Consider the following 11,613-nt stretch of genomic DNA (forward strand, 5'->3'; position numbering starts at 1 on the left):
CGCCATCGATTCGACATCCCGGCAAAGGCTTTAACTGCCCGCGTTAATGCCGGAATGTCTCCAATCCTACGCCAGCGCGGCCTCTGGTGAACCTACCGGGCCAGCCTGATTCGGCGCCCCGGGCATGGTGCGGACATTTTGTCTCAACTCGGCATCAAGCCGGTATCAATCATGTTTCAGTTGCTGCCGTTCCCCGCAAACCCGGCCGACCGCCGTCGACGATGTGCCAAGCTGGCATAGCGGATGGAAACAAAACCCCGCATTCCAGCTATAACAAGGCTGCAAAACCACGCACGGCAGGACAGGAAACCCATCAGGAAAACAGCCAGTAAAGTTCGTGGCGCCAACAAGCGGACCAAGTCCGCTGTTGCAGTGCCGGCGATGCTTGCTGTCCTCCTCCTGACCGGGTGCATCGCCAACGGCGGCGGCACCCAGGCCACCTCAACTCCCCCGCCGTTAACTGTCCAGGAAGCCCCGGCCAGCAACGCCCCGCTGGAGACAACCCAAGCCTCCACCAAAATCCCGGTCTACTGGATTGGACGGAGCAAAGAAGAGGTTTACCTCTACCGCGAGTTCAGGGACATCACCGGCGACGGAAATCCGGTGACCACTGCGTTGAAAATCATGATGGCGGAAAAGCCCCTGGATCACGACTTCTTCACCCCATGGCAGGAACCTGCCAGCCTGGCCACGTCCATCTCGGGGAAAAACGTCATCACGGTGGACATCTCCCGCGATGCCTTCAACTCAAACCTGGACGCCGGCATGGCGCAGCGGGCCGTACAGCAACTCGTATACACGGCTACGGCAGCAGCCTCGTCCTCAGGGCTGATCAACTCCGGCCAGCAAATCCAAGTGGTCATCCTGGTTGACGGCCATACGGACTACATGGCGTTCGGGCAAGTGCAACTCGGTGAGCCCATGACCCGCGACGCATCCTTGGTGGCGCCACTGTGGATCATCGATCCCCAAGAAGATGCCACCATGCCCACCGGATTGGTCAAATTCAACGGGCGGAGCACTGACAGCTCCAGGCCGATCGCCTGGCAGGTCCTTCAGGACAACGGCAAGGGCGAGAAGACCAGCCTTCTCACGGGCCAAACGCAAGCCACTGGCGAAGCAGGACAGTACGGCTTGTTCACCTTTGGCGCTACCTTGAAAGCCGGGCAGTACGAGGTCCGCGTCTCCCAAGTGGACAGTGCCGGTAACGCCATAGCGACCAGCACGGACACACGGCTGTTCAGGGTCGGCTGACTGCTCAGCCTCCGATAACCGGAACCCGTACGGCTACCAGCGGCCCAGGATGTCGCTCGCAAGGACGACGGCGGCCGGTCCCGCCGTCGAGGACCTCAAGACGTGGTTCCCCAAGAGCGCAGTCACGGCACCGGCGTCGCTGAGGCGCGTTACTTCGCGTGGCGAAATTCCGCCCTCGGGCCCCACGATCAACAGCACTTCACGGGGAACGGCAGCCTTGGTCGCCACCCACTCCTCCAGGACCGTCCGCAGGGGATTCTTCGCGTCTTCGTGCAAGATGATAGCCAAGTCAGCGTCGGCAACGGCCTTCGCCAATGACCCCGTGTCCACCATGCTGCGGACCTGAGGAATCCATGCCCGCCGGGCCTGCTTGGCCGCGGCAGTCACCACGGACTCCCATTTGGCATGGGCTTTTGCGGCGCGATCGCCCTTCCATCGAACAATGGAACGCTCTGACTGCCACGGAAGCACAGCATCGATTCCGAGTTCCGTGGCTGTCTCGATGGCCAGCTCGTCACGGTCTCCCTTGGCCAAGGCCTGGACCAGCACCAAACGGACATCCGGCTGCTCTTCAAAGACCACCTCGGCAGCAGTGACAGTCAAACCGGCGGGTCCCGCCTCGGCAACCGTGCCGGTCAACCGCGCGCCGGACCCGTCGGCAATATCAACGGACTCGCCCACCCCGAGACGCTTGACAGTGACTGCGTGCCGAGCTTCGGGACCTTCCAGTACGAAGGTGCCGCCGGGACTGACATCACCAAGGCTCCCGGCCGAGGTGAAGAAAACGGGGTTGCTCACCGCTACAGGTTACCGAGCTTGTCCCGAAGCTTGGCGAACATGCCGCCGCTGGCTACGAGCTTTCCCTCGGTGAACTGCTCTCCGCGAAGCTTGGCAAGCTGCTGCAACAGTTCTTCCTGAGCAGGATCCAGCTTGCTGGGCGTTTCAACATGGAGGTGTACCTTGAGGTCGCCGCGGCCGTAACCACGCAGGTGCGTGACACCCAAGCCCCGAAGGGTGATGACTTCGCCAGATTGGGTTCCGGCCTTGACATCAATGTCCTGCGCGCCGTCGAAGGTATCCAACTGCAGTTCGGTACCAAGCGCCGCGGCCGTCATGGGCACACTGAGAGTGGCGTGGAGGTCGTCACCTTCGCGCATGAACATGGAGTCATTGTTGACCCGGATCTCCACGTAGAGGTCGCCGGAGGGACCACCTGCGGGTCCTGCTTCACCTTGGCCGGACAACTGGATCCGCGTACCCGTGGCAACACCGGCAGGAACCTTGATGGTCAGGGAGCGGCGGCTGCGGATGCGTCCTTGCCCGTTGCACTCGTTGCAGGGGTCCTTGATGACTGTGCCGAAGCCCTCGCAGGAGCCGCAGGGGGCAGCGGTCATGACCTGGCCGAGGATGGACCGTACAGCGCGCTGGACTTGGCCGCTGCCGCCACAGATATCGCAGCGTTCGGGGTGGGTGCCCGGGCGGCAGCAGCTGCCGTCACAAGTGGGGCAGGTAACGGCCGTATCCACTTCGAGCTTCTTGTTGACGCCGAAAACGGCGTCCTTGAGGTCAATTCGAACGCTGATGAGGGCGTCCTGGCCGCGTCGGACACGGGAGGCGGGGCCGCCATGACCCCCGCCACCGCCAAAGAATGTGTCGAAAATATCCTGGAACGCAAAGCCCTGGCCGGCATATCCGCCACCAAATCCGTTGTCCGTTCCATTCTCGTTACCGGTGGCATCGTAGACGCGGCGCTTCTGGGGATCGGACAGGACCTCATAAGCATGGGTCACGGCCTTGAACTGTTCCGCGACGTCCTCACCCGGGTTGACGTCCGGGTGGAGTTTCCGCGCCAACTTGCGGTACGCCTTTTTGATCTCTTCCCCGGTGGCTTCCGGCGAGACTCCCAAAACGTCATAGTGGCTGCTCAAAGTCGGTTCTCTTCCTTGTTGTACTGCGGATGTTTCGTCGGACCGGCGTTCAGCCGCCGAGAATGCGTGAAAGGTATCGGGCCACTGCCCGGACTGCGGCCATGGTGGTCGGATAATCCATGCGGGTCGGGCCAAGGATTCCTACCTTGGCACCGGAGCCGTAACCGGTGGCCACCACGGAAGCTTCCGCCAATCCGTCGTAGGGATTCTCACGGCCGATGCTGACAGTGACGCCCCGTGGGTCATCCCCCATGTCTGACAACAACCGGAGCATCACAACTTGTTCCTCGAGCGCTTCAAGTACTGGACCAATACTCAACGGGAAGTCCACGTTGGACCTGGCCAGGTTGGCCGTTCCGGCCATCAGGATGCGCTCTTCGCGACTGGTGTCGCTCAAAGCCTGCAACCCGTTCGCCAATGTTTGAGCCAGCCCGCGAAGCTCCGGCGGGCAGAGGGCAACCACTGACGGCAGGACCTGCGGCAACAGGGCCAGTTGTGTCCCTGTGATGCTGCCCAGGAACCGGGACCTCAACTGCATCAGCGCTTCGTCGCCCACGGCAGACCCAGCCTCGATGACCTTCTGTCCAACGCTGCCGGTGTCGGCAATCAGCACCACCAAAACCTGTTGGGGGGCCAACAGGACAAACTCAACGTGCCGCACCAGGGCGCGGTTTGAGTGTGGATACTGCACGACGGCAACCTGGTTGGTCAGCTGCGACAGGAGCCTGACGGTGCGCTCAAGGATGTCGTCCACATCATCAGGGCCCTCAAGCAATGAATGGATGGCCCTGCGCTCGGCGGCCGAAAGGGGCTTGACCTGGGAGATGCGATCAACGAACAAGCGATAGCCCTTGTCCGTGGGAATCCGCCCGGCACTGGTATGCGGAGCTGCAATGAGCCCCTCTTCTTCAAGAACGGCCATATCATTACGGATGGTGGCGCTGGAAACTCCAAGATGATGCCGTTCCACAAGGGCCTTTGATCCAACAGGCTCCCGCGAATGCACGTAATCTTCAACGATGGCACGCAGTACTTCCAACTTGCGCGGCTCACTCATTGCTCCACCTCCTAACAACTGCCATGGTCACTGGGACCGGGTCCACTTAGCACTCAACATGCCCAAGTGCTAACCAGTCTAGTATGAGCCACCCCGTTGCTAGCATTGAACTTTCCCGGTCCAACCCGGCACAAGCCCGGCCGGCACAAACATTAACCCAGCACAAAAGGTAGGAATTCCTTGGCATTCGACACATGGGGTCCTCAGGATCTGTCAGCTCCTGCCAAACGTCAGCTGCCGGAAGTGGCCGTCCAGCGGGGGATGGTCCTGGAGGACGTCCAGTCGGGCTGGGTGGGCGAAGTCACCCGGGTCGAAAAAACCGGCGGCATGCACATCGTTTCCCTGGAGGACAGGCGGGGAAAGACCAAGTCGTTCCAGCTCGGATTCGGCTTCCTGCTTGAGGGACAGCCCATCCGATTGATGCCCCCTGCCCCGCGTCAACCGGCGTCGGCTGTTCGCAACGGGCGGACAGCCTCCGGTTCGGTAAAGGTCCAAGGTCAACGCGCACAAGTGGCCAAAGCCAGCCGCATCTGGGTGGAGGGAAAGCACGACGCCGAACTCGTCGAGAAGGTCTGGGGCGACGATCTTCGTGTAGAGGGCATTGTGGTGGAGCCCTTGCATGGTGTCGATGACCTCAAATCAGCGATCTCGGCTTTCAACCCCGGCCCCGGTCGGCGTCTCGGCATCCTGGTGGACCACCTTGTGGATGGCTCCAAAGAATCCCGGATCGCCGCCGACGCTATGACGGTTCCGGGAGCCGCGGGCAACGTCCTCATTGTTGGACACCCCTATATCGACGTATGGCAGGCCATCAGGCCCAAGGTGCTTGGCATTGAGGCCTGGCCGTCCGTGCCGCGTGGAACTGACTGGAAGACCGGAATTCTGACCGCTTTCGGCTGGCCTCACGAGACCGCCGAAGACGTGGGCCTCGGCTGGCAACGGCTCCTCGGCGCAGTCCGGACTTACGCGGACCTTGAGTCTTCGCTGCTGGGCCGGGTGGAGGAAGTCATCGACTTTCTCACAGTTCCGTGACCTTGCCCGCAAAGCAGCAGCAAGTGACGTGTCATCGTGGCGTTTGTCCTGTGAAGGCAGCCGGGGCCGGTATTCTGGGACAGCAACACCGCAGCATCTTTACAGTAAAGGGAACACACCGTGGCAGAGAACGCTCCTGAAGAACCGGGCAGCGCCGCAGGCCAGCCCCAGTACCATGGCGCGCCGGCAAACGCGCTGCCACTGACCGCCAGCGAGGACAGGCAGTGGGCCACTTTGGCACACTTTGGCGGCATCCTGGGTTGCCTGCCATCGCTCCTGATTTACCTGATCTTCCGTGACCGTGGTCCTTTCACGGCTCAGGAGTCCAAGGAAGCGTTGAACTTCACCCTTCCTCCCACCATCGCTGCTGTTGTGGCCAACATCCTGGTGCTGCTGCCCGTAGTGGGCAACATCTTTGCCGTGATCGCCACCGGAATCTGGGTAGCCCTGACCTGCTTCTCCGTGTCCGCTGGAATCAGGGTCAACCATGGCCAACCGCATCGGTACAAGCTCAACCTGCGCTGGATAAAGTAACCCACCCCGCCGCAGCCTGGCCGGGCTCAGCCGGGCAGGCCGCGGGTTGGCCGGGCCAGCGGGGCGTGCCGCGGGTTGGCCGGGCCAGCGGGCGTCAGTCGGGAAGAATCCTGCGGACTACAGCGTCCGCCAAGAGGCGGCCCTTCAGCGTAAGAATCAGACGGCCCTTGAAAGCCTGCACGGGATCCACCAACTGCTCAGCTATCAGCCCGGCCATTGCATGGCGCCCCACCGCGTCCAGAGCATCCACCGACAAACCTGTACCCAGCCTCGCCTCCAGCATGATGCGCTCGACTTCCCGGGTTTCGGCGTCCAAGGTCTCCCTGCCTGCCGCCGGTGAACTTCCGGCAGCCAAACGGCCCGCGTAGGCGGTGGGGTGCTTAACGTTCCACCACCGGACCCCTCCCACATGGGAGTGAGCGCCAGGGCCGATGCCCCACCAGTCATCGCCGCGCCAGTAGGCCAGGTTGTGCCGGCATGCCTGGTCCGGCGTCCGGGACCAGTTGCTGACCTCATACCAATCCAGGCCGGCTTTGGAAATCAATTCATCGGCCAACTCGTATTTGGCGGCGTGATCGTCGTCGTCAATTCCGGGCACTTCGCCGCGGCGGATCTGGGCCGCGAGCTTGGTTCCGTCTTCGACGATCAATGCATACGCGCTGATGTGGTCAGGCTGATAGGAAAGAGCCGTCTCCAAGGACAGCCGCCAGTCGTCCATGGACTCACCCGGCGTGCCGTAGATGAGGTCCAGGCTCACCGCGAGTCCGGCTTCGCGGGCCCACTGGACCACGAGCGGCACACGGCTGGGGGTATGCGTGCGGTCAAGGACCTTCAGCACGTGAGGTACAGCTGACTGCATGCCGAACGAGACCCTGGTGAACCCGGCATCAGCCAGCACTTTGAGCGACTCAGGGGTCACGGAATCGGGATTGGCTTCGGTGGTCACCTCGGCTCCGGGCTCAAGTCCCCAATGGTGGACGGCCGCCCGTAGGATTCGTGCCAGATCTTCCGCAGGAAGGAGGGTGGGAGTACCGCCGCCAAAGAAAACAGTGCTCATGCGCCGGTGGGGCAGCCCGGAGGCCTCCAGTGCAACAGCTGCGAAGTCGAGTTCGCTCACCGCCGTTGAAGCGTAGGCATCCTGGGAGGCCCCGCCACCGAGCTCGGTGGCCGTGTAGGTGTTGAAGTCACAGTAGCCGCAGCGAACTGCGCAAAACGGGATATGGACGTAGAGCCCGAACTTACGGTGCTCGACGCCGGCCAGCACCTGCGACGGAAGTACTCCGTCCGCAGGTGCCGGATCGCCCAAAGGTAGGACGCTGGGCATCTACTTCTTGGCCTTGTCCTTGGACTCGTCGGTGGTCAGGGCTGCAATGAACGCTTCCTGGGGAACCTCGACGCGACCCACCATCTTCATGCGCTTCTTGCCTTCCTTCTGCTTTTCCAGCAGTTTGCGCTTACGGGTGATGTCACCGCCGTAGCACTTGGCAAGAACGTCCTTACGGATGGCCCGGATGCTCTCTCGGGCAATAATGCGTGATCCGATGGCTGCCTGGATGGGAACCTCGAACTGCTGCCTCGGGATGAGCTCACGGAGCTTACCCGTCATCATCACACCGTAGGCATAGGCCTTGTCACGGTGGGTAATGGCGCTGAAGGCATCCACTTGTTCACCCTGCAGCAGGATGTCGACCTTGACCAGGTCTGCCACTTGCTCGCCGTCGGCTTTCCAGTCCAGCGAAGCATAGCCGCGGGTCTTGGACTTCAAGAGGTCGAAGAAGTCGAACACGATCTCGGCCAACGGGATCCAATAGCGGAGCTCTACGCGGTCCTCGGACAGGTAGTCCATACCGCGCATCTGGCCGCGGCGGCTCTGGCAGAGTTCCATGATGGACCCAACAAACTCGTTGGGTGCCAGGATAGTGGCCGAAACCATCGGCTCGCGAACCTCGGAGATCTTGCCCGTGGGGTACTCACTGGGGTTGGTGACGTGGATGACCTTTTTGTCTTCCAGGGTCACCTCGTACTCCACGTTGGGAGCTGTGGAGATAAGGTCCAGGTTGTATTCACGCTCAAGGCGCTCACGGGTAATTTCCAGGTGCAGCAAGCCGAGGAACCCCACGCGGAATCCGAAGCCCAGTGCCGCGGACGTCTCGGGCTCGTAGACCAGAGCGGCATCGTTGAGCATCAGCTTTTCAAGGGCGTCGCGGAGCACAGGGTAGTCGGTTCCATCCAGTGGATAGAGGCCGGAGAAAACCATCGGCTTCGCATCTGCGTAACCGCTGAGTGACTCTGACGCCGGTTTGGCCAGGTTGGTGACGGTATCTCCAACCTTGGACTGCCGGACATCCTTCACACCGGTGATCAGGTAACCCACTTCACCGACACCAAGGCCCTTTGACGGAGTGGGCTCCGGTGAGCTCACTCCAATTTCCAGGAGCTCGTGCGTTGCCCGGGTGGACATCATCTGGATGCGTTCGCGCGGGTGGAGCATGCCGTCCACCACGCGGACGTAGGTGACAACGCCGCGGTAGGTGTCATAGACGGAGTCGAAGATCATGGCCCGGGCCGGCGCGTTGGGATCGCCCACGGGAGCAGGAAGATCGCGCACAATCTTGTCCAGCAATGCCTCGACGCCGACGCCGGTCTTACCCGAGACCTTGAGGACATCCTCCGGGTCTCCGCCAATGAGGTTGGCAAGTTCTGCCGCGTACTTCTCAGGCTGGGCAGCCGGAAGATCGATCTTGTTCAGCACAGGAATGATGGTGAGGTTGTTTTCCATTGCCAGGTACAGGTTGGCAAGAGTCTGGGCCTCAATGCCCTGGGCAGCATCCACCAGCAGCACTGCGCCTTCACAAGCGGCGAGCGAGCGGGAAACCTCGTAGGTGAAGTCGACGTGGCCGGGAGTATCGATCATGTTCAGCGCGTAGCTGTTGCCATCAAGTTCCCACGGCATGCGGACAGCCTGGGACTTGATGGTGATGCCGCGCTCACGTTCGATATCCATACGGTCCAGATACTGGGCCTTCATGTCGCGTTGCTTAACGACGCCGGTGTACTGCAGCATGCGGTCGGCCAGGGTGGACTTACCGTGGTCAATGTGGGCAATGATGCAGAAGTTCCGGATGATGGCCGGATCTGTTGCGGCGGGCACCGGTGCGGTGCGGGCCATGGGAGACACGCAGGATCCTTACTGTCGACACTCACACGGCTATTCCTGGAACCGGGCATAGGCCAGCCGGAACACGCCGCGCATCTGATCCTCTAGTGTCCCATGAACCTGCGCTTCGCCGTGCATTGCGTTCCTGGCGCTTGAAGCCGCCGGCTGTAGCGTTGTCACATGGCTTTCGACTTGCGCCCCTTGGGCAAACTCATCCTGCGATCCTTCAAAGCCCTCGGCGGCAACAGCACCAAAGCAGCCACTCCGCCAGGTGCCGGCAGGACGAAGGCCCTGCGGACCGACGTCGTGAATCAGCAAGCCGCCTATCCCGGCGACTTCCGCGGCTCCCTTAAGGTCAGCTACTCCCCCAAGCCCGATGGCCAACCGGATCCCGGCGAGATTGTGTGGAGCTGGGTCCCCTTCGAAGAGGACCACGCACGAGGCAAGGACCGGCCCGTTCTCTTGGTGGGTCGGGACCGCGAATGGCTTTTGGGCCTCATGCTGACAACCAAGGACCACGACAACGGAGTGCGGGCGGCCGATTACGTTGACATAGGTACCGGCCCTTGGGACAGGCAAGGCAGGCCCAGCGAAATCAACATCGGACGCGTTATCCGGCTGGATCCTGCTGCGGTCCGGCGCGAAGGCGCCATCCTGGGCAAGGCGCAATTCCGGGAGGTAGCCCGGGCACTCCAGACTCGGCATTAGCCGTGCAGGACGCCCGGTTCTCTACAAGCCCGGACTTTCTGCTATCCTTTATAGCTGTGTGTCCGTGCAGGTCGACGGCCACTCATGGTTGGCTGCCATAGGCATCCCCACGCCGCTCAGTCGATGGCCAACCTGAAAACCCTCTAGACCATTTCCGCATTAAAAAGAGAGTTCATACGTGGCTAATATCAAGTCCCAGAAGAAGCGCATCCTCACCAACGAGAAGGCTCGCCTGCGCAACAACGCAGTCAAGTCCGAGCTGAAGACGGCCATCCGCGCCGTCACCACCGCCGTTGAGTCTGCTGACAAGGATGCTGCTGGAACTGCACTTGTTGCTGCCAGCCGCAAGCTGGACAAGGCTGTCAGCAAGGGCGTTATTCACAAGAACAACGCTGCAAACCGCAAGTCGGCGATCTCCAAGAAGGTCAACGCACTCTAAGGTTTTCCAGTTCGACTGAGCTGATCAAAAGGCCGGCGCCCATTGGGTGCCGGCCTTTGGGTTTAAGCAGCGGTATGGGCGGCGGCGATGCCGCTGCCTGCCTGCTGGCTTCAGCGCCGACTGGCCGACATGGCAATGACAGTCACCGCGTGCTCCACGGCGTAAACAGGGTCCCGCGACTCACCCTTCACCTGCGCGTCAGCCTCTGCGATGACCTGGATTGAACGGATCAGGCCCTCGGGAGTCCATCGCCGGACATCCCGCTGCGCCTGCTCAACAAGCCACGGCTGCATTCCCAGATTCTTGGCGATGGTGGCAGGCGAACCATTGGCCCCCGCAACTTTGGCCAACGTCCGCAGCTTGGCAGCCAGCGCCGCAACCAACGGAACCGGATCCACCCCGGTGGCCAGTGCATGCCTCAGGGTGGACAATGCCACCGGCCCATTGCCTGCCATCGCAGCGTCCGCCACCTTGAACGCCGTAGCCTCGACCCGGCCGCCGTAGTAGCGCTCAACGGTCTCCGCCGTCACAGCGGTAGTGGCATCGGAGATCAACTGGTTGCACGCCGCTGCCAGCTCGGAAAGGTTGGCGCCCACTGCGTTCACCAGCGCCTGGACGGCTTCGCCCTCAATGCGGCGGCCTCCAGCCCTGAACTCCGAGACGACGAATGCTGTCTTGTCCGAGTCCTTTTTCAGCGGCTGGCAATCGATGACGGGCCAGCCGGCGGACTTCACGGCATCGAGCAACTTTTTGCCGCGCACTCCTCCGGCATGACGCAACACGAGGACGACGTCCTGGTCCGGATGCTGGAGGTAGGCCAGTCCGTCCGCGAGGAAGGCGTCATTCATGGCTTCGAGGCCCTCGACCTCAATCAGCTTGCCCTCGCCGAAGAGGGATGGCGTCACGGTCATCGCCAGGGAACCGGCCTCGTAGGAGGCTGCGTTCAGTCGGCTGAGCTCGACATCAGGGGTGGCGCTTCGCACCTGCGTCCGGATGGCGTCAATGGCCCGGATACCGAGATAATCTTCCGGTCCCATGATCAGTACGACGGCGGCCGGCGCGGCATCGCGCCAGCTGACGGTGTTCGCCGCGACGCTCTTGGCCCGGGTGTTTTGGGCAGCAGCCACAGGTGGTTCCTTCCGGACGTTTCTTTGCAAGATTCAAGTCTGCCATGTCTGCCATGGGTCCGCGTTCGGCGCTCATGCGAACGGGACCCGGCTTGCTGCGTAGGGCCTTGCTCCCGAGGCGCCAACAGACGTTCGAGGAGCACCATCACGGCGCCATGCAGTCCCATGACGTGTCGCCACACACGCGCCGGGTGCAACGCCATCCAGACGGCCAAGAGTGTCACCACCGAGGAGAGCACCATGGCCGCTACTCCCACCGGGCCCTCGGCCCACGGCAATGCAGCTCCCGGTAAGCCGGCAAAAAACCTTGCCACTCCCGCCACCAATCCAGCGCAGGTCCCCGCAACAGCGATGGGCACCACCGCGAGCCAGGGCAG

Annotated in this window: 12 protein-coding genes; 6 read left to right on the forward strand and 6 right to left on the reverse strand. The window is 62.0% G+C overall.

What is annotated here, in order from left to right; translation table 11 throughout:
• Positions 1-381: 381 nt before the first annotated feature.
• Complete coding sequence (locus tag HP499_RS14180) at positions 382-1,254, forward strand: GerMN domain-containing protein (protein WP_172324723.1); 873 nt, start codon at positions 382-384, stop codon at positions 1,252-1,254.
• 33 nt (positions 1,255-1,287) lie between these two features.
• Here the strand turns inward: HP499_RS14180 and HP499_RS14185 are convergent, their stop codons facing one another.
• The 3 genes from HP499_RS14185 to hrcA are packed head-to-tail and all read right to left on the reverse strand — an operon-like array spanning position 1,288 to position 4,239.
• Positions 1,288-2,052, reverse strand: a complete 765-nt coding sequence (locus tag HP499_RS14185; protein ID WP_172324707.1) for a 16S rRNA (uracil(1498)-N(3))-methyltransferase — start codon at positions 2,050-2,052, stop codon at positions 1,288-1,290.
• Between the two features lie 2 nt (positions 2,053-2,054).
• On the reverse strand, positions 2,055-3,182 hold the full coding sequence (dnaJ, locus tag HP499_RS14190) for a molecular chaperone DnaJ (protein ID WP_172324709.1): 1,128 nt from the start codon (positions 3,180-3,182) through the stop codon (positions 2,055-2,057).
• Between the two features lie 49 nt (positions 3,183-3,231).
• Positions 3,232-4,239, reverse strand: coding sequence for a heat-inducible transcriptional repressor HrcA (gene hrcA / locus HP499_RS14195; RefSeq protein ID WP_172324711.1), 1,008 nt, complete (start codon positions 4,237-4,239; stop codon positions 3,232-3,234).
• Positions 4,240-4,419: 180 nt separating this feature from the next.
• Here hrcA and HP499_RS14200 point away from each other — a divergent pair, with 180 nt between their 5' ends.
• Both HP499_RS14200 and HP499_RS14205 read left to right on the forward strand, forming a co-directional pair.
• Positions 4,420-5,271, forward strand: a complete 852-nt coding sequence (locus HP499_RS14200) for a DUF3097 domain-containing protein (RefSeq protein ID WP_172324713.1) — start codon at positions 4,420-4,422, stop codon at positions 5,269-5,271.
• Positions 5,272-5,391: 120 nt separating this feature from the next.
• Positions 5,392-5,805 (forward strand): DUF4870 domain-containing protein, encoded by a 414-nt coding sequence (locus HP499_RS14205; RefSeq protein ID WP_172324715.1) that lies wholly within the window; start codon positions 5,392-5,394, stop codon positions 5,803-5,805.
• Between the two features lie 94 nt (positions 5,806-5,899).
• Here the strand turns inward: HP499_RS14205 and hemW are convergent, their stop codons facing one another.
• Together hemW and lepA are read right to left on the reverse strand one after the other, a co-directional pair.
• Positions 5,900-7,129 carry a radical SAM family heme chaperone HemW gene (hemW, locus tag HP499_RS14210; RefSeq protein ID WP_172324717.1) on the reverse strand — a complete coding sequence of 410 codons (1,230 nt, stop codon included), beginning with the start codon at positions 7,127-7,129 and terminating at the stop codon, positions 5,900-5,902.
• The gene (gene lepA / locus HP499_RS14215; protein WP_011774924.1) at positions 7,130-8,983 is read right to left on the reverse strand and encodes a translation elongation factor 4; all 1,854 of its coding nucleotides are present in this window, start codon (positions 8,981-8,983) and stop codon (positions 7,130-7,132) included.
• A gap of 159 nt (positions 8,984-9,142) precedes the next feature.
• Between lepA and HP499_RS14220 the strand changes: the two genes are divergently transcribed.
• Positions 9,143-9,670, forward strand: coding sequence for a type II toxin-antitoxin system PemK/MazF family toxin (locus HP499_RS14220; protein WP_172324719.1), 528 nt, complete (start codon positions 9,143-9,145; stop codon positions 9,668-9,670).
• Between the two features lie 178 nt (positions 9,671-9,848).
• Positions 9,849-10,109: a 30S ribosomal protein S20 gene (rpsT, locus tag HP499_RS14225; RefSeq protein ID WP_054808077.1), complete on the forward strand. Its 261-nt coding sequence runs from the start codon at positions 9,849-9,851 to the stop codon at positions 10,107-10,109.
• A gap of 110 nt (positions 10,110-10,219) precedes the next feature.
• Here the strand turns inward: rpsT and holA are convergent, their stop codons facing one another.
• Positions 10,220-11,236, reverse strand: a complete 1,017-nt coding sequence (gene holA / locus HP499_RS14230; RefSeq protein ID WP_172324721.1) for a DNA polymerase III subunit delta — start codon at positions 11,234-11,236, stop codon at positions 10,220-10,222.
• 165 nt (positions 11,237-11,401) lie between these two features.
• Between holA and HP499_RS14235 the strand changes: the two genes are divergently transcribed.
• The coding region (locus HP499_RS14235) for a hypothetical protein (RefSeq protein ID WP_216660006.1) at positions 11,402-11,613 on the forward strand (212 nt) is incomplete at its 3' end.

This window comes from Paenarthrobacter sp. CM16 (assembly GCF_013179505.1).
GTDB lineage: Bacteria > Actinomycetota > Actinomycetes > Actinomycetales > Micrococcaceae > Arthrobacter.

Coding starts and splice junctions, on each gene's coding strand:
- hemW (WP_172324717.1), bottom strand. CDS start 7,129: ATGCCCAGCGTCCTACCTTTGGGCGATCCGGCACCTGCGGACGGAGTA.
- HP499_RS14180 (WP_172324723.1), top strand. CDS start 382: ATGCTTGCTGTCCTCCTCCTGACCGGGTGCATCGCCAACGGCGGCGGC.
- hrcA (WP_172324711.1), bottom strand. CDS start 4,239: ATGAGTGAGCCGCGCAAGTTGGAAGTACTGCGTGCCATCGTTGAAGAT.
- HP499_RS14220 (WP_172324719.1), top strand. CDS start 9,143: ATGGCTTTCGACTTGCGCCCCTTGGGCAAACTCATCCTGCGATCCTTC.